Source organism: Roseicyclus persicicus, from assembly GCF_012395815.1.
Taxonomy (GTDB): Bacteria; Pseudomonadota; Alphaproteobacteria; order Rhodobacterales; family Rhodobacteraceae; genus Roseicyclus; species Roseicyclus persicicus.
In genome coordinates this window covers 262,311-287,851 of record NZ_JAAZQQ010000003.1, presented here as the reverse complement: position 1 = coordinate 287,851, position 25,541 = coordinate 262,311, and the positions used below count along the sequence as shown (strand labels likewise).

Genomic DNA, 25,541 nt, shown 5'->3' with positions numbered 1-25,541 from the left:
CAGGATGGGCGTGTGCCGGCCCGACGCGATCCCAGAGGCCGCGGGCCGGCTGGCGGAGTTCGTGGCGCAGGGGCGGCACGGGCAGATGGGCTGGATGGCCGAGCGCATGGCCTGGCGCGGCGACCCCGCGGCGCTCTGGCCCGAGGCGCGGTCGGTCGTGATGCTGGCCGAGCCCTACACGCCGGACGACGACCCGCTGGCCGCGCTGGAGCGCCGCGACCGGGGCACGATCAGTGTCTACGCGCGGAACAGGGACTATCACGACCTCGTCAAGAAGCGGCTGAAACGGGTCGGGCGCTGGCTGCTGGAGCAGGCGCCGGGGCATGAGATCAAGGTCTTCGTCGACACCGCCCCGGTGATGGAGAAGCCGCTGGCGCAGGCCGCCGGGCTGGGCTGGCAGGGCAAGCACACCAACCTCCTGGCGCGCGACCTGGGCAACTGGGTGTTCCTGGGCGCGATCTTCACCACGGTGGAGCTGGAGCCCGACCCGCCCGAGACGGAGCATTGCGGCAGCTGCACCGCCTGCCTCGACATCTGCCCGACGGATGCCTTTCCGGCGCCCTTCCAGCTGGATGCGCGGCGCTGCATTTCCTACCTGACCATCGAGCACAAGGGCCCGGTCGACCCGGACCTGCGGGGCAAGATGGGCAACCGGATCTACGGCTGCGACGACTGCCTTGCCGTCTGCCCCTGGAACAAGTTCGCCGTCGCCGCGACCGAGCTGCGCTACGCCGCGCGGCCCGAGCTGGTGTCGCCGCCGCTGGAGGAACTGGCCGCGCTGGACGATGCCGGGTTCCGGGCCATGTTCGCGGGATCGCCGATCAAGCGGATCGGGCGCGACAGGTTCGTGCGAAACGTGCTCTACGCGATCGGGAACTCGGGCGATAAACGGCTCGAACCCGCCGCGCAGAGACTGGTGAATGACCCCGACGACGCCGTGGCCGACGCGGCGCGCTGGGCGGTGGAGAGGCTGCGATGAACTTGCTGATCTTCGGGTATGGATATTCCGCGAAGGCGCTGGTCGCCGAACTGGCCCTGCCGCCGGGCCATGTCCGCGTGACCACACGCAGCGCCGGCAAGGCCGATAGGCTGGCCGCGCAGGGCCTGACCGCGCGGGTGTTTCCCGGCACCGACATGGGGCCCGACCTGGCCTGGGCGACCCATGTTCTGGTGTCCGCCGGCCCCGAGGGCGGGCAGGACCCGGTGCTGGCCGAGGCGCGCGACGCCTTTGTCGCCCATGCCGGACGGCTCGACTGGGTCGGCTACCTGTCCACCACCGGCGTCTACGGCGACCACGCCGGCGGCTGGGTCACCGAGGACACGCCGCTCACCCCCTCGACCGAACGGGGCCGGGCGCGGGTGGCGGCCGAGACCGAGTGGCAGGCGCTGCACCGCGAGCACGGGCTGGCCCTGCACATCTTCCGCCTCGCCGGCATCTACGGCCCCGGCCGCGGCCCCTTCGAGAAGGTCCGCGAGGGCACCGCGCGGCGGATCGTCAAGCCGGGGCAGGTGTTCAGCCGCATCCATGTGGAGGACATCGCGCAGGTGCTGGCGGCCTCGATGGCGCGGCCCGACCCCGGCGCGGCCTACAACGTCTGCGACGACGACCCGGCCCCCCCGCAGGACGTGATCGGCCACGCCGCGGAGTTGCTCGGCCTGCCGCTGCCGCCCGAGATCCCCTTCGACGAGGCCGAGCTGTCGCCGATGGCCGCCAGCTTCTACGCCGAATCGAAACGGGTCGATAACCGCCGCATCAAGGAGGAGCTTGGCGTGCGACTGCGCTACCCCGACTACCGGGCGGGTCTGGCTGCGCTGCTTGCCGCCGAGGGCGGTGCGTAACCCCTACGCAGGGGCGCGATTCTGCGGTAGAAGGCCGAAAAAACATCGGTATGAGCAGCCATGAGCCCCGTTTTCACCCGTCGGACCACCCTGTGCCTTCTCGGCTCCACCGCCGCCGTCGCGGCCTGCGAGCCGTCGCGTTTCATCACCTATGACGGCCCCGAGGTCACCCGCGTCGAGGTCCACAAGTCGTCGCGGCAGATGTTCCTCCTGAACCACGAGACGGTGCTGGAGGGCTACGACATCGCGCTGGGCTTCGCGCCGCAGGGGCACAAGACCACCGAGGGCGACGGCCGCACGCCCGAGGGGCGCTACCACATCGACCGGCGCAACCCCAACAGCGCCTTCTACCTGTCCATCGGGATCAGCTACCCCAACGAGGAAGACCGCGCGCAGGCCCGCGAGCGCGGCGTCAGCCCGGGTGGCGACATCTTCATCCACGGCACCCCGAACCCGTGGCGCAACCGCGGCGACTGGACGGCGGGCTGCATTGCGGTGTCGAACCGCGAGATGCGGCACATCTATGCCGCGGTGCGCGACGGCACGGTGATCGACATCTACGCCTGAGCGGCCCGGTCAGCCGGTCGGCGCGTTCGCCGGCCCCGTGGTGCCGCCGTCGCCGACCAGCATGGTCCACCAGATCTTGCCGGCCTCCTCCTGGTAGAAGGCGATGCCGAGGTCGCGGCCGCGCGGGTCGGTGATGACGTCGCGGGTGTCGGGCCGGGTCATCCAGGCGGCCACCGTTTCCAGCTCGGCCTCGTAGGTCTCGGAGATGTTCTCGCCCAGCACGGTGCCGCGGTAGCCCGCGCGCTGCGCCCGGTCGATGGGCGAGGACCCGTCGGAGCCGAAATGCCAGGGCCGGTTCTGCACCGCCATGTCGCGCGCATGGGTGGCCGCGGCGGCGTTGAGTTCGGCGTTGAGCGCCAGCGGCGGCGCGCCGGCCGCCGCGCGGAGCGAGTTCACGCTGTCGAGCACCCGGAACTGGATGCGCGCGGTGTCGGCCGGGTCGATTCGGTACAGCACCGGCAGGGGCTGCCCGTCGGGGCCGAGCTGCGGCTCGGCCCGGATGCAGGCCGACAGCGCGAGCGCGCCGGCCGAGGCGAAAAGGAATTGTCTGCGCGGGATCATGGGAACCATGGTTTAACCAAGAACCGTTGCGGATTCGTTGACAATGGCGGCGCCGGGCGGCTGCGGCCATTTGACCACATTCGTTGCCAAATCGACTCAGCGGCCGGTCGGATCGGGCCCCCGTCGTGGTAGGCTGTCGCGCGAGGCAGTCATTCCAGCCCCCGGCGACAAGGAGGCAGACGCATGAGCAGACCCACCCGCGGCGGCATCGGCCGGCGCGCGTTCCTGGCCGGCATGGCCGGCGGCCTGGCCGCCCCCGCCCTGGCGCAGGAGACCCCCGGATCGACCGAGTTCGAGACGCCCCTCGACCAGGGCGTCCGCCGCAACATCTCGAGCTTTCGCACGCTCGACTGGCAGCCCTATTTCGACAGCACCCGGAACGGCGCGATCCTGGTCGACATCACCTCGCGCGCGCTGCATTTCTGGAGCGAGGACCGCAGCGTCTACCGGCTGTACCCGACCTCGGTGCCGATGTCCGACGATCTGACCCGCCTCGGCCGGACCGAGGTGGTGCGCAAGGTCGAAGGCCCCGACTGGCGCCCGACGCCGGCGATGCGCGAGCGCAATCCCGAGTGGCCCGACTACGTCCCGCCCGGCCCCGACAACCCGCTCGGGACCCATGCCCTGTACCTCAGCTGGGAGTTCTACCGCATCCACGGCACCCACGACACGCGCAAGATCGGGCGCCGGTCGTCCAACGGCTGCGTGGGCCTCTACAACCATCACATCGCAGAGCTTTACGGCCTCGCCCGCATCGGAACGCAGGTGTTGCTTATTTGACGACATGCAGGCAATCCTGCGGTTCGGGCGATTTCGGACGCATTGCAATCGGATGGCATTGCTGCTTAAACAAATCGTACGAGGTACAGTCTTGGGTGCCCTGACCTTGCGCATGTCGCGCGAAAAGGGGCGTATCTTGGAGGATACAATGAAGAAACTCGCTCTCGCTGCTGCTCTGTCGGTCGTCGCCACTGGCGCGTTCGCTGGCGGCTATGTGGAACCCGTCGTGGAGCCCGTCGTCATCGTGGAAGACACCTCTTCCTCGGCCGGCGGCATCCTGGTTCCGATCCTGGCGCTCATCCTGATCGCCGCAGCTGTCGCTGCCAACGACTGATCCGACGACAGTCGACCAGTTCAGGAAAAGGCGGCCCGGGTTCGGGCCGCCTTTTTCGTATCCGGGGTCACGAACGGCGGTTGGCCGGAGGCGCGCCGGATCACTCCTGCAGACCGGCCTCGGCCGCGATCTGGGCGCGCGACTTGCGCTCCCGCTCGGTGGCGGACTTGAGCTGCCCGCAGGCGGCCATGATGTCCTCGCCGCGGGGCGTGCGGATGGGGCTGGCATAGCCCGCCTTGTAGACGATGTCGGCGAAACGCTCGATCCGCTCCCAGTCCGACCGCTCGTAGGGGGCGCCTGGCCATTCGTTGAAGGGGATCAGGTTGATCTTGGCCGGGATGCCCGCGATCAGCTTGACCAGCCGCCGCGCGTCGTCGTCCGAATCGTTCACGCCCTTCAGCATCACGTATTCAAAGGTGATCCGCTCGGAATTGCTGGCCTTGGGATAGGCCCGCAGCGCGTCGAGCAGCGTGGCGATGTTCCAGCGCTTGTTGATCGGCACCAGCTTGTCGCGGATCGCGTCGGTGGTGGCGTGGAAGGACACCGCCAACATGCAGCCGATCTCGTCGGCGCAGCGCGCGATCTCGGGCACCACGCCGGAGGTCGACAGGGTGATCCGCCGGCGCGACAGGGAAATCCCCTCGCCGTCCATGGCGATCTTCATGGCGTCGCGCACGTTCTCGAAATTGTATAGCGGCTCGCCCATGCCCATCAGCACGATGTTGGAGATCAGCCGCGGCCGGTCGCCCATGCCCTCGCCGGGTTCCGGCCATTCGCCCAGATCGTCGCGCGCCATCATCACCTGGCCCACGATCTCGCCCGCGGTCAGGTTGCGCACCAGCTTCTGCGTGCCGGTGTGGCAGAAGGAACAGGTCAGCGTGCAGCCCACCTGGGAGGAGATGCACAGCGTCCCGCGGTCCTCCTCGGGGATGTAGACCACCTCGACCTCGTGGCCGCCGGCGATCCGCACCAGGTATTTCCGCGTCCCGTCGGCCGAGACGTCGCGGCGCACCATCTCGGGCACCTCGATCACGAAGCGGTCCTTGAGCTCGGCGCGGTAGGATTTCGCCAGGTTCGTCATCGCGTCGAAGTCGCGGACGCCCCAGACATAGATCCACTGCCAGATCTGGCTGACCCGCATCTTCGCCTGCTTTTCCGGCGTGCCGGCGGCGATCAGCGCGTCGCGCATGGCCTCGCGCGTCAGGCCGATCAGGTTGACCGGCCCCTCGGGCAGCTTGCGCGGAATGGTCAGGACATCCTGCGTGACGGGCGCAGAGGCGGTCATGGGCGCAATCCTTGGTGAACTGGGGGCAGATATAGGCATCGCCGCCCCCGCGCAAAGGGTTTTGCGCGCCGTCCGGCCCCGGGTCAGCTGCCGCAGCGCGCCTCGGCGTCCTCGACGGCGGCGGTGAAGCCCATCAGCGAGAAGGTGTCCTGCGTCTGCGTGCCCCGCGCCGAGCGCGCCGTCAGCACCGCGTCGGCGCCGCGCTTCATCGCGGTGATGATGCGCTGGTCGTCCTGCGGCGAGGCGGCCCAGGCCATCTCGCCCTCGGTGAACAGCTCGAAGGTCGCGTCGCCGATCTGCATCGTCACGGTGGACCCGTCGGCGAAGGGATAGCCGCCGGTGAACGACACTTCGCCCATCCGCTCCTGCCCGGGCCAGAAGCTGACGAACATCAGGATCTCGCCGCGGCGCACCGACACGACGCGGCCGTCGCGGGTGTTCACGGTCTCGCGCGGGGTCGACACGACCCAGCACTGGGTCGGGTTGTCCTCGACGAAGACGGACCAGTCCGTCTCGGCGTTCACGCGGTTGGTCGATTCTTCCTGAGCCGACGCCATGCCGCCGGCCACGGCCAGCGCCGTCCCCACCAGGGCACCGACAAGCCAGTGTTTCATGTCCAGAGCCTCCGCCCTTTCTGCCTCTGGTCTGCGCCCGGTTTTTGGTTCAGGTAACGTCTGGGCGGCAAACCTTATCCACAGAGACACTAGAGGAAACCGCCGTGCAGCAAAAGCCCCGGTGGCGGAAAATCGCCGGGACGTGAAGGGAGCGGAGCATGGTCGGAACGGCGGAGCGGCTGGTCGAGGTCTGGCGCGGGGACATCTGCGAGAGCGAGCACCGCGGCCATGTCGCGGTCTGGCACGCCGATGCTGGGCTGATCTGGGCCCTGGGCGACATCGACCGGCCGATGCTGCCGCGGTCGTCCTCCAAGATGATCCAGGCCCTGCCGCTGGTCGAAAGCGGCGCCGCCGACGCCCACGGCCTGACCGACGCGCAGCTGGCGCTGGCCTGCGCGTCGCATTCGGGAATGCCCGTGCACACCGGCATGGTGACGGACTGGCTGTCCGCGCTGGGGCTGACCGAGGACGCGCTGCGCTGCGGGGCGCATCTGCCCTACCACGAGCCGACGCGCGACGCGCTGGTCTGCAGCAAGTGCGCGGCGGGGCAAAGGCACAACAACTGCTCGGGCAAGCATTCGGGCTTCCTGACCCTGACGAAACACCTCAAGGCCGGGCCCGAGTACGTCGACCCCGCCCACCCGGTGCAGCGCGCCGTCCTCGCCGCCTGGGAGGAGCTGACCGACGAGACCAGCCCCGGTTACGGCATCGACGGCTGCTCGGCCCCGAACTTCGCGTCGAGCCTCAAGGGCTTCGCGCGCGCCCTGTCGCAGTTCGCCGCGGCGCGGGACGGCGCCGATGCGCGGCAGTCGGCGATGGTGCGGCTGCGCGGCGCGATGATGGCGCACCCGCTGCTGGTCGCGGGCGAGGGCCGGGCCTGCACCCGGCTGATGGAGGTCATGGGCCCGCGCGCGGCGATCAAGACCGGGGCCGAGGCGGTGTTCGCCGCCATCGTGCCCGAGCACCGGATCGGCGTGGCGGTCAAGATCGCCGACGGCGCGACGCGCGCCTCCGAGGCCGTGGTGACCGAGATCCTGTGCAAGCTGGGCCTGCTCGACCGCGCCGACCCGGTGGCGCAGGGCTACCTGTCCGGGCCGATCCGCAACGTGCGGGGCACGGTGACGGGCGGCTACCGGCTGACCGAGGCGCTGACGGGGTGGCAGCCGCGGCTGTAGGCGGGCGGGCCCGGTCGGGGCACCCCCGGCCTAGGGCGGCGGTGTCGCAACGGACCCCGGCGCGCGCCCCTCGGGGGCGTGGGTCCGCAGCATTTCCAGCAGTTCGGCCTTCTTGAGCGGCTTGGTCAGGTAGCCGTCGATCCCGGCGGCCAGCACGCGGTCGCGGTCGCCGTCCATCGCGTGGGCGGTCATCGCGACCAGCGGCAGGCGGGGCAGGCCCAGCGCGGCCTCGCGGGCGCGGATCCGGCGGGCGGCCTCGAGCCCGTCCATCTCGGGCATGGAGATGTCGGTGAACACGAGGTCCGGCGCCCCGGCCTCGACCGCCGCGACCAGCTGGGCGCCGTTCTCGACCAGCGTCAGGTCAAGGTCGAGGCCCTTGAGCATCGTGCGGAACACCAGCTGGTTGGTGCGGTTGTCCTCGGCCGCCAGCACGCGCAGGCGGGTCCGGGGCGGCGGCACCGGGTCGGACAGGAGCGCGGCGCGCAGCTCGGCCAGCGGCAGGTCGGGCCGGATCGGGACCACCCCGGGGGGCAGGTCGCGCGCCCGCGCCGCGGGGCAGAGGCAGAGGATCGGTCCGGTGAACCCGCCGTCGCGCAGCGCCCCCGGATCGGCCCCGCCCAGCAGGATCACCGCCGAGGGGTCGGCGGGGCCGCCCCCGGGCCCCTCGGTCTCGGCCAGCCGGGCGCGCAGGCGGCGCAGGTGGCCCTCGACCGTGGCCGGCAGGGGCCGGCCGCCGGTGATGGCCCAGACCGTGGCGCGCTCGGGCGGCAGCGGGGCGACGGGCGCGCCCTCCTCCCCCGGCGCGGCGCCGAGCGTGACCGCGAAGCCGAAGGACGACCCCTCGCCCGGCACCGAATCGAGCCAGATCTCGCCCCCCATCAACCCGATCAGCCGCCGGGTGATGGCCAGCCCCAGGCCGGTGCCGTCGAAGCGGCGGTTGGCCTCCGATTCGACCTGGTTGAACTCGCCGAAGACATGGGCCTGCATCTCGGGCGCGATGCCGATGCCGGTGTCCTCGACCACCACGCGGATCGGAACGGTGTCGGGCGGGGTGGGCCGCGGCGCGCCGACCACATGCACGGTGACATGCCCCGCCTCGGTGAACTTGACCGCGTTGCCGATCAGGTTCGTCAGCACCTGCCTCAGCCGCCCGCGGTCGCCCACCACGCGTTCGGGCAGGAACAGGTCGTAGTCCAGCCGCAGGTCCAGCGGCTTGCCCTGCAGGCCGGGGCGCATGAGCTGGAAAATCTCGAGGATCAGCTGCTGCAGGTCGAAGGGCTCGGGGTGCAGCACCAGCTTGCCGGCGTCGATCTTGGAGTAGTCCAGCACGTCGTTGATGATGACCAGCAGCGCCTCGCCCGAGGTGCGGATGGTGTCGGCGTAGAGGCGCTGTTCCTCGGTCAGGTCGGTGTCGCGCAACAGGTCGGCCATCGAGACGACGCCGTTCATCGGCGTGCGGATCTCGTGGGACATGTTGGCGAGGAAGGCGGATTTCGCCCGCGCCGCCGCCTCGGCCTCGTCGCGGGCGCGGGTCAGCTCGCGCTCGCGGCGGATGGTGTCGGTGATGTCGACGGCGAGGCTGACCATGTCGCCGTCGGGGGTGCGCTTGTCGATCAGGCGGACATAGGCGCCGTTGAACAGGCGGATGTCTGTCTGCGGGATCTGCGGGCGTTCCCAGCGGGCGATCATGCGGTCGACCCAGTCGTCGGGCGCCTCGCCCTGCAGGTCGACCAGCCCCTCCTCGACCGCGATGCGCAGGACGGCCTCATAGGTGGCGCCGGGCGCGACGTCGGTGACGCCGTCGAAGGCGCCGATCCAGGCCGGGTTGGCGACGACGAGACGCCAGTCGCGGTCGAAGATGGCGAACCCGTCCTCGACCGCGGTCAGCGCGTCCCAGAGCCGGCGCTCGGCGACCACGGCCTTTTCGGTGGCGACCTCCAGCGCGGCCTCGGTCCGGGTGGACCGGCCCATCAGGGCGGCGTTCTCCTCGCGCTGGGCGATGACGGTGTGCGACAGGGCGTGGGCGTGTTCGGCGAGCTTCTTGTTGGCGGAATACAGTTCCTCGGACCGCTGGGCGAGCAGGCGTTCGGCCTGCAGCCGCGCGCGGCGTTCCCGCGCCAGGCGGTCGTCGATGCCCGCGATGCTCATCCTGTTCGTCCGCCCCCGGCCGTCTTTCGCGGACAGCTTCGCAGCTCAGGCTGAACAGGGGGTTAACCCGCCTTGACCGGGGGAATCATGGACAGGGTGTGTCGCCACTGGCACACTCGCCCATCGAGAGTGCCGTATCGAGACGAGGGTTCCATGCGTACCGCCTCCGCGATTCTGGCCGCCCTGTTGTGCCTGCCGCTGACCGCCGCGGCACAGGACGTGATCCCCGACCGCTTCGTGACCCTGACCCGCGACGTGGATTTCCCGGGCGGCGACCTGAGGCCGATCTTCGACACCACGCTCAGCGCCTGCGAGGCCGCCTGCCGGGCCGATCCCGACTGCGTGGGCTTTACCTACAACGGGCGCAACGGGGCCTGTTTCCCGAAATCCGACCTGTCCGAGCCGGTGGCCTACCAGAACGCCATCTCGGGCGAGATGCGGCCGGTCGCGCCGGGGGTGCTGGACCGGCTCGACGCGCGGCTGGCGGCGCTGGCGTTCCTGCGCGAGGACGACCTCGTCGCCGCGCGGGAACAGGCGCTGGGCATGGGACGGGCACATTACGCGGGCCAGTTCACCGCCGAGGCCTGGCGCGAGGCCGCCGCGCGCGAGGAGGCCGCGGGCAACCTTGCGGGCGCCGCGCGGATGATGGGCGCGGCGGTGACGCGGTCCGACGCGGCCGCCGACTGGGCCGACCACGCGCGGCTGACGCTGGCGATCGAGGGCGGTGGCTGGGCCGAACGGCAGGAGCGGACCAACGCGGCCCTGTCGGCGGCGGTCAACGCCGGCCTGCGCGCCGCGCCGGGGGCGGAGCTGGCCGCCGCGCTCGACGTGCTGGCCCAGGCGCTGGAACGGGCCGAGCGCGGGGGCGACGCCATCCCGGCGCTGCGGCTCGCCATGGTCGAGGCCGGCACCGCCGACCGCGCCGCGGCGCTCGACCGGCTGGTGGGCCTTTTCGGGTTCCGCGTGGTCGAGACGCAGGTGGACGGCGAGACCGACTTCCCCCGCATCTGCGCGGTGTTCTCGGAACCGCTCGCCGCCGGCGGGGTGATCTGGTCGGATTTCGTCCAGACCACCGACACCGGCCTCAGCGTCGAGGCCGAGGACCGGCAGCTCTGCATCGCGGGCGTGCAGCACGGGGCGCGCTACGAGGTGACGTTGCGCGCTGGCCTGCCCGCCGCCTCGGGTGAGGTGCTGCAGCGCCCCGTCCCGATCCGGCAATACGTGCGCGACCGCGCGCCCTCGGTGCGCTTCGAGGGCCGCGCCTACATCCTTGCCGCAAGCGCCGGCGGGGCGCTGCCCATCGTGGGCGTGAACGCCGACACGGTGGAGTTGACCCTCTACGCGGTATCCGACCGCAACATCCTGCGCAGCCTGCAGGAGGACTATTTCGGCCAGCCGCTGCGGGCCTGGCAGTTCGATTTCCTCGAACGCGACATCGCCGAGCGGGTCTGGGAGGGCACGGCCGAGATCGCCCGCGAACAGAACCGCGCGGTGACCACCCGGCTGCCCATGGACGCGGTGCTGGAGGGGCTGCCGCCTGGGCTCTACGCGCTCGAGGCGCGGGTCGAGGGTGCCGGCACGGACGGCGTGCCGGCGACACAGTGGTTCCTGGTCAGCGACCTCGGGCTGTCGGTGCTGACCGGCAGCGACGGCGTGCATGTCGTGGTGCGGGGTCTGGCCGATGCCGGGCCGCGCCCGGGCGTGACGGTGGCGCTGGTCTCCGAATCGAACCGGGTGCTGGCCGAGACGGTGACCGACGCGGACGGGTATGCGCGGTTCGAGGCCGGGCTTGCCCGCGGCACCGGCGGCGCGGCGCCGGCGCTGGTGTCGGTGCGCGACGGCGAGACGGATTTCGCCTTCCTGTCGCTGCGCGAGGCCGAGTTCGACCTGAGCGACCGCGGCGTCGAGGGCCGCGCGCCGGCGAACCCCGTCGACGTGTTCCTGACCACCGAGCGCGGCGCCTACCGCGCGGGCGAGGTGATCCACGCCACCGCGCTGGCCCGCGACCCGCAGGCGCAGGCGGTCACCGGCCTGCCCCTGACCGCGATCCTGTCCCGCGCGGACGGGGTGGAATACAGCCGCACCCTCGTGACCGAGGCCGGCGCGGGCGGCTATGCCTTTTCGCTCCCCATCGGCACCCAGGTGCCGCGCGGGACCTGGCGGCTGGCGCTCCACGCCGACCCCGACGCCCCCGCCCTGGCCGAGACCAGCGTGCTGGTCGAGGATTTCCTGCCCGAGCGGCTGGACCTGGTGCTGGACATGGACGCGGGCCCCTTCGCCCCCGGCGACCGGCCGATCCTGACGCTGCAGGCCGATTACCTGTTCGGCGCGCCCGCCGCCGACCTAGCCGTCGAGGGGCAGGTGGCGCTGCGCCCCGTGTCCACGCTCGATGCCTTTCCCGGCTACAGCTTCGGCCGCCACGATGCCGCGCCGGAGGCCGCCTTCGCGGGCCTCGGCGCGCTGCGCAGTGATGCCGTAGGGGCAGGATCGGTGCGGGTCGAGGTGCCGGCGCTGCAGGGCGCGCCGCAGCCGGGGCTGATGACGGTCACGGCCACCATCACCGAAGGCTCCGGCCGCCCGGTGGAGCGCCGCATCACGCGGCCCGTGATGCCCGAGGCGCCCCTGATCGGCATCCGCCCGCTATTCGACGACGTGCTGCCCGAGGGCGCCGAGGCCGGGTTCCGGCTGATCGCGGTGAACGCCACCGCGCTGCCGGTGCGCTGGACGGTGAACCGGGTCGACCGGCGCTACCAGTGGTACCAGCAGAACGGCAACTGGTCGTGGGAGCCGGTGACGACGCGGTCCCGCGTGGCCGAGGGCACCGCCGTGCTGGGCACCGAGCCCGTGGACCTGTCGGTTCCGCTGGATTGGGGCGACTACGAACTGAGGGTCGAGACGGACGAGGGCGGCCATGCCCTGTCGTCGGTCGGCTTTGCCGCCGGCTGGTACGGGGCGACCGAGGGCACCGACACGCCGGACGTGCTCGAGGTCTCGCTCGACGCCGACAGCTACGCCGCGGGCGACACCGCCATGCTGCGGATCGTGCCGCGGCAGGGCGGGCTGGCGCTGGTGCAGGTGGTCTCGGATCGGCTTATCGCGATGCAGATGGTCGAGATCGGTGACGACCCCACCGAAATCGCCCTGCCCGTCACCGCCGACTGGGGCAGCGGCGCCTATGTCACCGCCACCCTGATCCGGCCGCTGTCGGCGGTGTCGGGCCCAGTGCCCGCCCGCGCGCTGGGCCTTGCCCATGCCACCGTCGCGCCGGGCGCCCGGGCGCTGGCCGCCGCGCTGGACCTGCCCGCGACCGCCCAGCCGCGCGGCCCGCTGGAGGTGGTGCTGCGCGTCGACGGCGCGCGGGAGGGGGAGACGGTCTACGCCACCCTCGCCGCGGTCGACCTCGGCATCCTCAACCTCACCGGCTTCGACGCGCCCGACCCGCAGGGCTATTTCTTCGGCCAGCGCCGGCTGGGCGTCGCCTTCCGCGATGTCTACGGCCGCCTGATCGACGCCCGCGACGGCGCCGAGGGGCGCATCCGGCAGGGCGGCGACGGCGGCGCGGGGCTGCGGATGCAGGCGCCCCCGCCGACCGAGGAGCTGCTGGCCGAGTTCTCCGGCCCCGTCACCGTGGGTGCCGACGGCACCGCGCGCGTCAGCTTCGACCTGCCCGCCTTCAACGGCACGGTGCGCGTCATGGCGGTCGCTTGGTCCGAGACCGGGGTTGGGCAGGCGTCGGGCGACGTGCTGGTGCGCGACCCGGTCGTCGTCACCGCCAGCCTGCCGCGCTTCCTGTCGCCCGGCGACACCGGGCGGATGCTGCTGGAACTGACCCACGCCGAGGGGCCGGTGGGCGAGGTGGCGCTGGCCGTCACCACGACCGGGGGCCTGTCGCTGGGCGGCACGCCCGCGCCCGTGATGCTGGGCGCGCAGGAAACCGCGCGGCTGAGCCTGCCGGTGACGGCGCTGGACGGCACCGACGTGGAGCGCGTGACGGTGGCGGCCACGCTGCCCGACGGTCGCGTGCTCACCCGCGAGCTGTCCCTGCCGGTGCAGGTGAACGACCCCGAGATCGCGGAAACCTCGCGCATCGCGCTGGCGCCCGGGCAGTCCTTCACCCTCGACGCGCAGGTCTTCGCCGGCACCCGCGCCGGCACGGGCCGGGCGATGCTGGCCGCGGGGCCGCTGGCGCGGTTCGACGCGGCGGGGCTGCTGGCGCGGCTCGACGCCTACCCCTGGGGCTGCACCGAGCAGGTCACCAGCCAGGCGATGCCGCTCCTCTACCTGTCCTCGGTCGCCGAGGCGCTGGACCTCGGCACCGCGGGCGACCTGTCCGCGCGGATCGACGACGCCATCGGGCAGGTGCTGGTGAACCAGGCCGGCAACGGCAGCTTCGGCCTGTGGCGCGCCGGCGGCGGCGACCTCTGGCTCGACGCCTATGTCACCGATTTCCTGAGCCGCGCGCGGGCCGAGGGGCACACGGTGCCGGCGATCCCGTTCCGGCTGGCGCTCGACAACCTGGCGAACGAGGTCGCGGCCCACGGCGATTTCGAGAACGGCGGCGAGGGGCTGGCCTATGCGCTGATGGTGCTGGCCCGCGAGGGGCAGGCCAGCATGGGCGACCTGCGCTACTACGCCGACGTCAAGGCCGACAGCTTCGCCACGCCGCTGGCGCTGGGGCAGCTGGGCGCGGCGCTGGCGATGTACGGGGACCAGCCGCGCGCCGACGCGATGTTCCGGGCGGGCTTTGCCCGGCTGCGCGCCGCGCCCGAGCCGGAGCTGTGGCGCGTCGACTACGGCACGCCGGCGCGCGACGCCGCGGGGCTGGTGGCGCTGGCCGCCGCGGCGGGGTCCGACACGCTGCCCGATCCGGCGGCGCTGCTGGCCGCGCCGGCCGACGCGGTCTCGACGCAGGAGGCGGTGTGGACGCTGCTGGCCGCCCACGCCCTCATCGACAATCCCGCCGCCGAGGGGCTGATGCTGGATGGCGCCCCGGTCAGCGGCCCGCTGGTCGAGGCGCTGCGGGCGGGCGACACGACCACCCGCACCGTCACCAACACCGGCCCGCGCGAGGAGGTGCTGACGCTGACCCGCTTCGGCCTGCCCGAGGGCGGGACGGAGCAGTTCGGCAACCGCTACCGGATCGACCGGGACTACCTGACGCTCGAGGGCGCGCCGGCCGACCCGGCCACCGTGCGGCAGGGCACGCGGATGGTGGTGCTGCTGACCGTCACGCCGCTCGGCGCGCCCGAGGGGCGGCTGATGGTCACCGACCCGCTGCCGGCGGGCTTCGAGATCGACAACCCCAACCTGCTCGCCTCGGGCGACGTGCGCGGGCTGCAGGGCATCGACCTGACCGCCTGGGCCGAGCACACCGAGTTCCGGCAGGACCGCTTCCTCGCCGCCATCGACAGCCGGTCGCAGGATCCGCTGCGGCTGGCCTACATCGTGCGCGCGGTCACGCCCGGCAGCTTCCACCACCCCGCCGCCGGCGTCGAGGACATGTACCGCCCCGCCTACCGGGCCCAGACCGCCTCGGGCCGGGTCGTCGTGACGGAATGATCCGCCAGATCGCCGGCACGCTGGCGCTGATCGCGGCCATCTTTACGGTCGGCGCGGTGCTCTGGCTCGACCGCTGGATCGACGAGACCGAGATCCCCCCGCTGGTGCTGGAAACCGGGGTGGAGGTGCTGGACCGCAACGGCGACCTCCTGCGCGCCTACACGGTCGAGGACGGGCGCTGGCGCCTCGCGGTCAGCCTCGACGGCGTCGACCCCGGCTTCATCGAGATGCTGGTCGCCTACGAGGATCGGCGGTTCTGGAGCCACAACGGCATCGACCCGCGCGCCTTCGTCCGGGCGGCCTGGCAGGCGGCGACCACGGGCCGCGTCGTGTCGGGCGGCTCGACCCTGACCATGCAGGTGGCCCGGCTGCTGGAGGCGTCGGGGACCGGGCGGCTCGACGGCAAGATCCGGCAGATCCGGCTGGCGCTGGCGCTGGAACGGCGGCTGTCCAAGGACGAGATCCTGACGCTCTACCTCCACCTCGCGCCCTACGGCGGCAACATCGAGGGGCTGCGCGCGGCGACGCTGACCTGGTTCGGGGTGGAACCCGACCGCCTGACCGCCGCGCAATCGGCGCTGCTGGTGGCGCTGCCGCAGGCGCCCGCCTCGCGCCGGCCCGACCGCTTTCCCGAGGCCGCCCGCATCGCCCGCGACCGCGTGCTCGACCGCGCCGTGCGCTTCACCGCGCTGACCGAGGCCGAGGTCGCCTGGGCCCGCGCCGCGCCGATCCCGACCGAACGGCAGGCCTTCCCGGCGCTGGCCGCCCACCTCGCCGACCGCATCCGCACCGAGCGGCCGACTCAGGGGCTGCACCGCCTGACCCTCGACCGCGACCTGCAGGCGCGGATGGAGCGCCTTGCCGCCCGCGCCGCCGAGGGGCAGGGCGCGCGGATGAGTGCCGCGATCATGGTGCTGGACCACCGCAGCGGCGAGATCCTCGCCTCGGTCGGCTCGCCCGATTTCACCGACACCGGGCGCGAGGGCTTCGTCGACATGACGCGGGCCGTGCGCTCGCCCGGATCGGCGCTGAAGCCGCTGATCTACGGGCTCGCCTTCGACGCGGGCCTCGTCCATCCCGAGACACGGATCGCGGACCGGCCGACCAGCTTCGGCGGCTACCGGCCGCAGAACTTCGACAACGCCTTCCGCGGCGAGATCAGCGTGGCTGAGGCGCTGCAGGCTTCGCTCAACATCCCAGCCGTCGCGCTGCTGGACGCGCTGGGGCCGGCGCAGATGCTGTCGGCGATGCGGCGGGCGGGGATGGAGGTGACCCTGCCCGAGGGCGAGGCCGGCGCGGGGCTGGCGATCGCGCTGGGCGGGATCGGCACGCGGATGGAGGACCTGATGGGCCTCTACGCGGCGCTGGCGCGCGGCGGCACCGCGGTGCGGCTGCGTTGGCACGCCGACGACCCGATGGCCGAGGGACAGCGGGTGATCGGCCCGGTCGCGGCCTGGTATCTCGGCGACGTGCTGGGGGGCGTGCCGCCGCCGGCCACCGCGCCGCGCGTCCGGCTCGCCTACAAGACCGGCACCAGCTACGGCCACCGCGACGCCTGGGCCTTCGGCTACGACGGGCGGCACGTGGTGGGCGTCTGGATGGGCCGGGCCGATGGGGCGGCGGTGCCGGGGTCCTTCGGGGCCGAGGTCTCGGCGCCGGTGCTGTTCGAGGCCTTCGCGCAGCTGGGCGTGCCGATGACGCCGCGCCCGGGCCCGCCGCCGGGCGCCCTGACCGTGGGGTGGAGCGCGCTGCCCCCGCCGCTGCAGCGATTCGGCGCGACCGCCGCGGAAACCGGCCCCGAGATCGCGTTTCCGCCCGACGGCGTGGTGCTGGCCTACGACCCGGGCCTGCCAGTGGTGGCCCGCGTGGCCGAGGGGGCGCCGCCCTTCACCTGGCTGTGGAACGGCGCGCCGCTGGTGACGGGCGCGCGCGACCGGGAGGTGATGCTGGAGACGCCGGGCCTGGGCTTCGGCGAGCTGACGGTGATCGACGCCGAGGGGCGCGCGGCGCGGGTTGGGGTCGAGATCGCGGCGCCGTAGGGGGGTCGGAAAACTGCAGGTTTCCGGGTGGGAAAACTCGAGTTTTCCCACCCGGTTTCCTCGAGGAAACCGGCGCGCCCTGACCGCCGGGTCAGACCCGCTCGATCGCCAGCGCGATGCCCTGGCCGCCACCGATGCACATGGTGATCAGCGCGCGCTTGCCGCCGATGCGCTCCAGCTCGTACATCGCCTTGACGGTGATGATCGCGCCGGTCGCCCCCACCGGATGGCCCAGCGCGATGGCGCCGCCGTTCGGGTTCACCTTCGCCGCATCGAGCCCCAGGCCCTTGTTCACCGCCAGCGCCTGCGCCGCGAAGGCCTCGTTCGATTCGATCACGTCGAAATCGGTGATCTTCAGCCCCGTCCGCGCCAGCAGGTTCTCGACCGCCGGCACCGGGCCGATGCCCATCACCTCGGGCCGCACCCCGGCATGGGCGTAGCCGATGACCCGCGCCCGCGGCTTCAGCCCCGCCTTCTCGACCGCCTCGGCCCGCGCCAGCACCAGCGCCGCCGCGCCGTCGTTGATGCCGCTGGCGTTGCCCGCGGTGACGCTGCCGTCCTTGCGGAAGGCCGGCCGCAGCCCCGCCAGCGCCTCGGCGCTGGTGGCCTTGGGGTGCTCGTCGGTGGCGAAGCCCACGGTCTCGCGCTTCACCTGGATCTCCACCGGCACGATCTGGTCCTTGAACCGCCCCTCGGCGATGGCCCGCGCCGCCCGGCTCTGGCTTTCCAGCGCAAAGGCGTCCTGCTGCTCGCGGCTGATGTGGTGCTCGGCCGCGACATTCTCGGCCGTCACCCCCATGTGCCCGGTGCCGAAGGGGCAGTGCAGCGCGCCGATCATCATGTCTAGCGCGCGGACATCGCCCATCTTCTGCCCGAACCTTGCCGCCGGCAGGATGTGCGGCCCGTTCGACATGCTTTCGGCGCCGCCCGCCAGGCCGAACTGCGCGTCGCCCAGCGCCAGCGACTGGATCACCGACACGATCGCCTGCGCGCCCGACCCGCACAGCCGGTTGACGTTCATCGCCGGCGTGGTGTCGGGGATGCCGGCGTCCATCGCCGCGACGCGGGACAGGTACATGTCCTTGGGCTCGGTGTTGATGACGTGACCAAACACCACGTGCCCGATCTGCCCGCCCTCGACGCCGGCGCGCTCCAGCGCGGCCTTCGCGGCGATGGCGCCGAGCCGGGTGGGCGGCACGGCCGCGAGCGACCCGCCGAAGGTGCCGATGGCGGTGCGTGCGCCCGACAGGATGACGATCTCGTCCATGGTGGTTCTCTCCTCCGTGACCCCGTGTCTATTCGCCCGCGGCGGACCGCACCGCGCCAGTGTGACGTGGCGTCGCCCCCGCCTCGCCCATCAGCGCGTCGATGCCGCCGAGAAACCCCGCCGCCTCGGGCCCGAGCCGCCCGATCAGCTCGTCGTGGTAGGCGCGGGCGGCCCCGGCCAGCTCGGCCATCATCGCGGAGCCCTTGTCGGTCAGCGCCAGCACCACCAGCCTGCGGTCGCGCTGGCTGACCTGCTTGGTGACGATGCCGGCCTCCTCCAGCCGGGTGGCGGCGCGGCTGACCTTGGACTTGTCCATGTCGACGCGGGCGTGGATCTCGCGCACCGACACCTCCGCCTCCTGGCTCAGATGCGCCATCACCCGCCATTCGGCGCGGGAGAGCCCGAATCGCTCCTGGTAGAAGCGCGAGAACTCGCGGCTCAGCCGCCCGGCCAGCACCGCGATGCGGTAGGGCAGGAAGCCGTCGAGGACGAAGGGATCGGTCATGGCACCGGCACCCGTTACGGTTGTGTGCGAGAGTGGCGCAAAAGACAGGCCCGCCGCAAGCGGGTGCGGCGGGCCTTATGGTCGCGCAGGACGGGCTCAGGCCGCGTCGAACTGAAGCGGGCGCACCTGCTGGAACAGGCCGGTCGCGGTCAGCTTGTCCAGCACCTCGGCCGGCGGCGTCTCGTCGAGGTACAGCAGCGCGATGGCCTCGCCGTGGCGCTCGGACCGGCCGAGGGTGAAGTTGGCGATGTTCACCCCGCCCTGGCCCAGCGTCTGCCCCAGCGTGCCGATGATGCCGGGCACGTCCTTGTTGGTGGTGTAGAGCATGTGCTGCCCGATCTCGGCGTCGATGTTGATGCCCTTGATCTGGATGAAGCGCGGCTTGCCGTCGCTGAACACCGTGCCGGCGATCGACCGCGTCCGGGTCGGCGTGGTCACGACAAGGCGGATGTAGCCGTCGAAGACGCCGGTCTTGTCCTGCGTGGTGGTCGACAGCTCGACCCCCCGCTCCTTGGCCATGATCGGGGCCGAGACCATGTTCACGTCGGGGTTGGTGGCCTTCATCACGCCGGCGATGGCGGCGCAGTTCAGCGCCTTGAGGTTCATGTCCTTGGCGATGCCGTTGTAGACCACCTCGATCGACTCGATGGGCTCGTCGGTCAGCTGGCCGACGAAGGCACCCAGATGCTCCGACAGCTTCAGCCACGGCCCCATGATCCGCGCCTCCTCGGCGGTGACCGACGGCATGTTGAGCGCGTTCGACACCGCGCCGGTCAGCAGGTAGTCGGCCATCTGTTCCGCGACCTGCAGGGCGACGTTCTCCTGCGCCTCGGTGGTGGCGGCGCCGAGGTGCGGCGTGACGACCACGTTCGGCAGGTTGAACAGCGGGTTCTCGGTGGCCGGTTCCTCCTTGAACACGTCGAAGGCCGCGCCGGCGACATGGCCGGATTTCAGGAGCCCCGCCAGCGCCTCCTCGTCGACCAGCCCGCCGCGGGCGCAGTTGATGATGCGGACGCCCTTCTTGGTCTTGGCCAGGTTCTCGGCCGACAGGATGTTGGCGGTCTTGTCCGTGTAGGGGACGTGCAGCGTGATGAAATCGGCCCGCGCCAGCAGCTCGTCCAGCTCCACCTTGGTGACGCCGATCTGGGTCGCGCGCTCCTCGGACAGGAAGGGGTCGTAGGCCACGACCTTCATCTTCAGGCCCTGCGCCCGGTTGCAGACGATCGAGCCGATGTTGCCCGCCCCGATCACGCCCAGCGTCTTGCCGGTCAGCTCCACGCCCATGAAGCGGGACTTTTCCCACTTCCCGGCATGGGTCGAGGCGTTGGCCTCGGGAATTTCGCGGGCGACGGCGAACATCATCGCGATGGCGTGCTCGGCCGTGGTGATCGAGTTGCCGAAGGGCGTGTTCATCACGATGATGCCCTTCTTCGACGCCGCCGGGATGTCGACGTTGTCGACCCCGATGCCGGCGCGGCCGATCACCTTGAGGTTGGTGGCGGCGGCGATGATCTTTTCCGTGACCTTGGTGGCCGAGCGGATGGCGAGGCCGTCATACTGATCGATCACGGCAAGGAGCTTGTCCTTGTCCTTGCCGATCGAGGGGTCGAAGGTCACGTCGATGCCGCGATCGGTGAAGATCTGCACGGCGGCGTCCGACAGCTTGTCGGAAATCAGAACCTTGGGGGCCATGTCGGGCACTCCTCTGGACAGGCCGGTCGCCCCGTGGCGGACCGGCACATGCGTATTTGGGGAAAGATGAAGGGGACGCTCAGGCCGCCTGGGCCAGAGCGTCGATTTCCGTGTGGAAGGCCCAGTCGAGCCACGGCAGCATCGCCTCGACGTCCGCCGTCTCGACCGTCGCGCCGCACCAGATCCGCAGGCCCGGAGGCGCGTCGCGGTAGGCGCCCACGTCCAGCGCCACGCCCTCGGCCTCCAGCCGCTTGGCCACGGCCTTGGCAAAGGCGGCGCCGTCGGTGATGCGCGGATCGGTGAACTTGAGGCAGACCGACGTGTTCGACCGCGTTGCCGGGTCGACGGCGAGGTTGTCGATCCAGTCGCGCGCCGCGCAGAAGTCGAAGATGGCCTGCGCGTTGGCATCCGCCCGCGCCATCAGCGCCGGCAGCCCGCCGATGGATTTGCCCCAGTCGAGCGCGACGAGGTAATCCTCGACCGCCAGCATCGACGGCGTGTTGATCGTCTCGCCGACGAAGATGCCCTCGATCAGCTTGCCGCCCTTGGTCATGCGGAAGATCTTGGGCATCGGCCACGGCGGCGTGTAGCTTTCCAGCCGCTCGACCGCGCGGGGGGACAGGATCAGCATCCCATGCGCCGCCTCGCCGCCCATCACCTTCTGCCAGGAGAAGGTGGTGACATCCAGCTTGTCCCACGGCAGGTCCTGCGCGAAGGCCGCGCTGGTCGCGTCGCAGATGGTCAAGCCCGCGCGATCCGCCGGGATCGCGTCGCCGTTCGGCAGGCGCACGCCCGAGGTGGTGCCGTTCCACGTGAACACCACATCGGTGTCGAAATCGACCTCAGCGAAATCGACGATGTGGCCGTAGTCGGCCTTCAGCACCTTCGCGTCCAGCTTCAGCTGCTTGACCGCGTCGCTGACCCAGCCCTCGCCGAAGCTTTCCCAGGCGATCATGGTGCAGGGCCGCGCGCCCAAGAGCGACCACATCGCCATCTCCACGGCGCCGGTGTCGGACGCGGGCACGATGCCGATGCGGTAGTCGGCGGGCACGCCGAGGATCTCGCGGGTGGTCTCGATGGCGGCCTTCAGCTTGACCTTGCCCACGCCGGCACGGTGCGAACGGCCCAGCGCCGCGTCGGCCAGCTTGTCGAGCGAGTATGTCGGGGGTTTGGCGCAGGGGCCGGAGGAAAACCGCGGATTGGCGGGCTTCACGTCGGGTTTGCGCACGGCGTCCAGCGACGCCGCAGTGGTCGGTGCCATGATCTGATATCCTCTCAGATATACGCCCCTCGTTGGGGAGGGGTGTCCCGCCGCTGCTCATACGGGGCGCCGATGCACCCGGCAAGACGGAAAATGCGCCCGAAACGTCGCATTCGGGCGCGCCGCCGCGACGCCGGTTCACGATCGGAAACCCGCCCGCGTGGTGGCCCGGACCCCGGGGCCTGCGGCAACGGGTGCGGGCCCCGCGCGACGGCGACATGCCCTTGATATGACAATCTTAACTGACAGGGCGCCGCGGTTTTTTCCCGCAGCTGTCCAGCCCGGTTGACAAACCGCTTGCCCGAAAGCGCGGCACGGCGCTAAACTCTGAGGCGAACGACCCACGAAGAACACAACCAGCACTGGGGTCTCGCGTGCGCGACCAGGCCAACACCCTCCTCTTCGACCTGACCGACTTCCTGCCTTTCCAGATGTCGGTGATCGCAGGTCGGGCCTTTCAGCAGATCATGGAAGTCGCGGGCATGCAGGTGCCCGAATGGCGGATCATGATGGCGCTGCCGGCCCACCAACCCTGTTCCAGCCAGGATCTCTGCGTCCTGACCGCGATGGACGCCGCCCGCGTCAGCCGGGCGCAGCGCCGGCTGGAGGATCTGGACATGATCTCGGTGGTGCGCGACACCGCCGACCGCCGCCGCCTCGTGGTGCGCCTGAGCGACAAGGGCACCGAGGAGGTGACGCGGCTCAAGTTCCTCGCCCGCGAGATCGAATCGACCATCCTCGAGGAACTCGGCCCCGAGGACCGCGCCTGCCTCAAAACGACGATCGGCGGCCTCTACGAACGGCTCTGATCCAGCAGGAGCCGCGTCAGCGCGCCGTCCGGCGCGGCCAGCCCGTCGATCACGTCGAAATGGTGCAGGCCGGGCAGATGCACCGCCCGCGTCTCGGCCCCCAGCCCCCACCAGACATTCGCCAACAGGTCGGTCTGCCGCCGGAACTCGGGCCGCTCGTCGGCGCCGACCGCGCAGGTCACCCGCACCCCCGGCCGCGGCAGCAGGAGCGCGGGGCTCTCGGCGGCGGCCTCGGCCGCATCCAGCCGCAGCGTGGCGTTCATCCCCGTACGCAGCAGCGGCCGCAGGTCATGCACCCCTGACACCGACAGAACATGCCCGATGCGCGCGGCGACGGCATCCTCCAGCACGCCCTCGCAGACCATCCGCGTGACGAGGTGCCCGCCGGCCGAATGCCCGGTCAGGTGGATCGGCCCCGGCACCGCCGCCGCGGCCACGCGGATCGCCGCGGCGATCTCGCGCGTGATCTCGGCGATGCGTGCCTCGGTGGCGAGCGTGTAGCGCAGCGCGGCCACCGCCTGCCCCCGCGCCAGCGGCCCCCCGGCGAGAAAGCCGAACTCGTCCGGCGAGAACCGCATCCAGTAGCCCCCGTGCACCACCACCGTCAGACCCTGCACGGCGGTTTCGGGTCGAAACAGGTCGATCATCTGACGCGCGCCCGGCCCGTAGCGCAGCACCTCGGGCGGGTGCAGGTCGCGCAGGGCGGCGGTGCGCGCGGGCCAGTCGGCCAGGAAGCGCTCGGCGCCCGGGATGTGGGCGGCATTGGCGTAGGCATCGTCCCAGTCGGTGATCGGCATGGCGCCCTCCCTCTCGTCGCGGCCAGCAAGGCGCAAGGCGGAACCGGATGCAACGGCCCTGCGGCAAATTCGGTTTCGGACCGGCAGGCGTCGCACATGGCCTTGCCGCGGCGGCGGGCTTCACGCTACCGTGAGGGCGCTTCGGTCCGGGCGGTTCAACCGTCCGGTGAAAAGGGAACGCGGTGCAAACCCGCGACTGCCCCCGCAACTGTAAGCGGCGAGCGGCACCGGCACATGCCACTGGGGGGCGACCCCCGGGAAGGCCCGGCACCCGCGACGACCCGCAAGTCAGGAGACCTGCCGGAGTGATCACCCTGTCCGGGCGCGGTGGGCGCCATGGGCAACGGACCCTTCCGTCGTGGTGACACACTTCACCGTTCGCGGGAGGGGTCTGTCTGCCCCCCTCAAGAACATCGCTGCAATCCTGACGGGCCGAGGCTGGCCCGCGAGGGGGACATATGAAACACCACGTCACAGCGGCGCTGCTCCCGGCGCTGCTCCTGCCGGCCGTCGCGTCGGCGCAGACCGTCTTCGACCTCGACGAGATCGTCTTTTCCGGCGCCTTCGGCGAAACCACGCTGGAGGAAACCGGCGCCACCGTCTCGGTCGTCACCCGCGAGGAGCTTCAGGCCACCGGCGAGACGCGCCTGGTGGACTACCTCGCCCGCCTGCCGGGCGTCGACGTCCGCGCGCGCGGGCCGATCGGCGGCCTCACCTCGATCACCATCCGCGGCGCCGGGCAGAACTACGTCCGCGTCCTCGTCGACGGCATCGACGTCAGCGACGTGTCGGGCCCGCAGGTGGCCTTCGACTTCGGCAGCCTGACCACCGCCGACATCTCGCGGATCGAGCTACTGCGCGGCGGACAGTCGGCCGTCTACGGCTCCGAGGCGATCGGCGGCGTCATCAACATCACCACGCTGCGCGCCGAGGAGGAGGGCGTCACCCAGACCCTCAGCCTCGAGGCCGGCAGCTACGACACGCTCCGCGGCAGCTATGGCGTGGCGGCCCGGATCGGCGCGTTCGACTATGCCTTCACCCTGTCGCGCACGCAGACCGAGGGCTTCTCGGCCGCCGACGAGAACCAGGGCAACACCGAGGCCGACGGGTTCGAATCGACCCGGCTCAGCTTCTCGCTGGGCCATGACCTCGCCAATGGCGGGCGCGTCGGGCTGAACGGCTTCGTCGAGGAGGCGCGGATCGAGTTCGACGAGCAGTTCCCCGTCGGCGACGGCAGCCCCGACGAGGTGTCCTACAACGATTCGGTCGGCCTGCGCGCCTACCTGGAGCTGCCGACCGGCCCGATAGACAGCACCTTCGCCGCCACCTGGTACGAGATCGAGCGCGACGTGCGCGGCTCGACCGGGTTCGGCGGGGCCAACAACGTCTACATGGGCGAGCGCGTCGGCCTGAGCTACCTCGGCGTCGCGCAGGTCGCCCCGACGACCGAGCTGCGCTTCGGCCTCGACGCCACGCGCGAGACCTTTTCCCAGGCCGGCGACTTCGGCCCCGCGCGGGGCGAGAGCGAGATCTTCGGCCTCTTCGGCGAGGTGGCGTGGTCGCCCGCTCCGGGCATCGACGTCGCGGCGACCCTGCGCCACGACGACCACTCGCAGTTCGGCGGCCTGACCTCCGGGCGGATCGCCATGTCGTGGCGCCCGAGCGACGACTGGATCGTCCGCGCATCGGCCGCCCAGAGCTACCGGGCCCCGTCGCTCTACGAGCTCTACGGCCCCTTCGGCAACGCGGCGCTGCAGCCCGAGGAAAGCCGGTCGGTCGACCTCGGCGTCGAACGGCGCTTCGGCCCCGACGCCTTCGCCCGCGCGACCCTGTTCTACAACGAGACGACCAACCTGATCGACCTGCCCTTCATCCCGGGCTCGCCCTACGTCTACCGGCAGGTCGCCGGCACCGTGATCCGGCGCGGGGTGGAGCTGGAGGCCGGCGCGCCGATCGGCGCGGCCTGGCGGATCGACGGCAGCTACACCTACACCGACGGGCGCAACCCGCCGCTGGACAGCGGCAACGCATGGAACCTCGAGTTCCCCGAGCACGACGCCTCGCTGACCCTGACCGGCGACCTGACCGACCGGCTGTCGCTGGCGCTCTCGGTGCAGTCGGTGTGGGACCGTCCGACGCTGGGCGACTACACCATCGCCCACGCGACCTTCACCTACGCGCTGGCCGAGGAGGTCGAGGCCTACCTGCGGATCGAGAACCTGACCGACGAGGAGTACCAGCTGTTCCGCAACTACGGCACCAGCGACAGGGCGGTCTATATTGGCCTGCGCTCGCGGTTCTGAGCGCCT

19 protein-coding genes and 1 riboswitch are annotated in these 25,541 nt (G+C 71.6%); of the genes, 10 read left to right on the top strand and 9 right to left on the bottom strand.

Going from position 1 to position 25,541, the window contains the following annotated elements; genetic code table 11:
- The first annotated feature begins 4 nt into the window (after positions 1-4).
- From queG to HCU73_RS11215, 3 genes are read left to right on the top strand one after another with little or no spacing between them, the layout of a single operon-like run.
- Positions 5-979: a tRNA epoxyqueuosine(34) reductase QueG gene (queG, locus tag HCU73_RS11225; protein ID WP_420853584.1), complete on the top strand. Its 975-nt coding sequence runs from the start codon at positions 5-7 to the stop codon at positions 977-979.
- The gene (locus tag HCU73_RS11220) at positions 976-1,839 is read left to right on the top strand and encodes an SDR family oxidoreductase (RefSeq protein WP_168623546.1); all 864 of its coding nucleotides are present in this window, start codon (positions 976-978) and stop codon (positions 1,837-1,839) included. Before queG ends, HCU73_RS11220 begins: the two co-directional genes overlap by 4 nt.
- Positions 1,840-1,899: 60 nt before the next feature.
- Positions 1,900-2,406, top strand: a complete 507-nt coding sequence (locus HCU73_RS11215) for a L,D-transpeptidase family protein (protein WP_168623545.1) — start codon at positions 1,900-1,902, stop codon at positions 2,404-2,406.
- Positions 2,407-2,415: 9 nt separating this feature from the next.
- Here HCU73_RS11215 and dalA read toward each other — a convergent pair whose 3' ends face one another.
- On the bottom strand, positions 2,416-2,967 hold the full coding sequence (gene dalA, locus HCU73_RS11210; RefSeq protein ID WP_168623721.1) for a divisome-associated lipoprotein DalA: 552 nt from the start codon (positions 2,965-2,967) through the stop codon (positions 2,416-2,418).
- 183 nt (positions 2,968-3,150) lie between these two features.
- Here dalA and HCU73_RS11205 point away from each other — a divergent pair, with 183 nt between their 5' ends.
- Together HCU73_RS11205 and HCU73_RS11200 are read left to right on the top strand one after the other, a co-directional pair.
- Positions 3,151-3,747, top strand: coding sequence for a L,D-transpeptidase (locus tag HCU73_RS11205; protein WP_168623544.1), 597 nt, complete (start codon positions 3,151-3,153; stop codon positions 3,745-3,747).
- Positions 3,748-3,895: 148 nt separating this feature from the next.
- Positions 3,896-4,081 carry a hypothetical protein gene (locus tag HCU73_RS11200; RefSeq protein WP_168623543.1) on the top strand — a complete coding sequence of 62 codons (186 nt, stop codon included), beginning with the start codon at positions 3,896-3,898 and terminating at the stop codon, positions 4,079-4,081.
- Between the two features lie 100 nt (positions 4,082-4,181).
- Here HCU73_RS11200 and rlmN read toward each other — a convergent pair whose 3' ends face one another.
- Together rlmN and HCU73_RS11190 are read right to left on the bottom strand one after the other, a co-directional pair.
- The gene (gene rlmN, locus HCU73_RS11195; protein ID WP_168623542.1) at positions 4,182-5,366 is read right to left on the bottom strand and encodes a dual-specificity RNA methyltransferase RlmN; all 1,185 of its coding nucleotides are present in this window, start codon (positions 5,364-5,366) and stop codon (positions 4,182-4,184) included.
- Positions 5,367-5,449: 83 nt separating this feature from the next.
- Positions 5,450-5,980, bottom strand: a complete 531-nt coding sequence (locus tag HCU73_RS11190; RefSeq protein WP_168623541.1) for an invasion associated locus B family protein — start codon at positions 5,978-5,980, stop codon at positions 5,450-5,452.
- A 158-nt stretch (positions 5,981-6,138) separates the two neighbouring features.
- Between HCU73_RS11190 and HCU73_RS11185 the strand changes: the two genes are divergently transcribed.
- A complete protein-coding gene (locus HCU73_RS11185; protein ID WP_168623540.1) occupies positions 6,139-7,155 on the top strand; it encodes an asparaginase in 1,017 nt (338 codons plus the stop codon).
- 30 nt (positions 7,156-7,185) lie between these two features.
- On the opposite strand, the gene HCU73_RS11180 is transcribed toward HCU73_RS11185, so the two are convergent.
- Entirely contained in the window at positions 7,186-9,303 is a 2,118-nt protein-coding gene (locus tag HCU73_RS11180) for an ATP-binding protein (RefSeq protein ID WP_168623539.1), read from the bottom strand.
- A gap of 153 nt (positions 9,304-9,456) precedes the next feature.
- Between HCU73_RS11180 and HCU73_RS11175 the strand changes: the two genes are divergently transcribed.
- Both HCU73_RS11175 and pbpC read left to right on the top strand, forming a co-directional pair.
- Positions 9,457-14,862, top strand: coding sequence for an alpha-2-macroglobulin family protein (locus HCU73_RS11175; protein ID WP_168623538.1), 5,406 nt, complete (start codon positions 9,457-9,459; stop codon positions 14,860-14,862).
- Complete coding sequence (gene pbpC, locus HCU73_RS11170) at positions 14,859-16,901, top strand: penicillin-binding protein 1C (RefSeq protein WP_168623537.1); 2,043 nt, start codon at positions 14,859-14,861, stop codon at positions 16,899-16,901. The genes HCU73_RS11175 and pbpC overlap by 4 nt, the downstream gene beginning before the upstream one ends.
- 91 nt (positions 16,902-16,992) lie before the next feature.
- Here the strand turns inward: pbpC and HCU73_RS11165 are convergent, their stop codons facing one another.
- From HCU73_RS11165 to HCU73_RS11150, 4 genes are all read right to left on the bottom strand, one after another.
- Positions 16,993-18,168, bottom strand: a complete 1,176-nt coding sequence (locus tag HCU73_RS11165) for an acetyl-CoA C-acyltransferase family protein (protein ID WP_168623536.1) — start codon at positions 18,166-18,168, stop codon at positions 16,993-16,995.
- Positions 18,169-18,196: 28 nt separating this feature from the next.
- Positions 18,197-18,673 carry a MarR family winged helix-turn-helix transcriptional regulator gene (locus HCU73_RS11160; protein WP_168623535.1) on the bottom strand — a complete coding sequence of 159 codons (477 nt, stop codon included), beginning with the start codon at positions 18,671-18,673 and terminating at the stop codon, positions 18,197-18,199.
- 96 nt (positions 18,674-18,769) lie between these two features.
- Positions 18,770-20,365, bottom strand: coding sequence for a phosphoglycerate dehydrogenase (gene serA, locus HCU73_RS11155; protein ID WP_168623534.1), 1,596 nt, complete (start codon positions 20,363-20,365; stop codon positions 18,770-18,772).
- A 79-nt stretch (positions 20,366-20,444) separates the two neighbouring features.
- Positions 20,445-21,626, bottom strand: a complete 1,182-nt coding sequence (locus HCU73_RS11150) for a phosphoserine transaminase (protein WP_168623533.1) — start codon at positions 21,624-21,626, stop codon at positions 20,445-20,447.
- A 374-nt stretch (positions 21,627-22,000) separates the two neighbouring features.
- Here HCU73_RS11150 and HCU73_RS11145 point away from each other — a divergent pair, with 374 nt between their 5' ends.
- Positions 22,001-22,435, top strand: a complete 435-nt coding sequence (locus HCU73_RS11145) for a MarR family transcriptional regulator (protein WP_168623532.1) — start codon at positions 22,001-22,003, stop codon at positions 22,433-22,435.
- On the opposite strand, the gene HCU73_RS11140 is transcribed toward HCU73_RS11145, so the two are convergent.
- Positions 22,420-23,232 carry an alpha/beta hydrolase gene (locus HCU73_RS11140; protein ID WP_168623531.1) on the bottom strand — a complete coding sequence of 271 codons (813 nt, stop codon included), beginning with the start codon at positions 23,230-23,232 and terminating at the stop codon, positions 22,420-22,422. The two genes, HCU73_RS11145 and HCU73_RS11140, sit on opposite strands and share 16 nt — an antisense overlap.
- A 125-nt stretch (positions 23,233-23,357) precedes the next feature.
- Positions 23,358-23,551, top strand: a riboswitch (cobalamin riboswitch).
- A gap of 139 nt (positions 23,552-23,690) precedes the next feature.
- Between HCU73_RS11140 and HCU73_RS11135 the strand changes: the two genes are divergently transcribed.
- A complete protein-coding gene (locus tag HCU73_RS11135; protein WP_168623530.1) occupies positions 23,691-25,535 on the top strand; it encodes a TonB-dependent receptor plug domain-containing protein in 1,845 nt (614 codons plus the stop codon).
- The last annotated feature ends 6 nt before the right edge of the window (positions 25,536-25,541 follow it).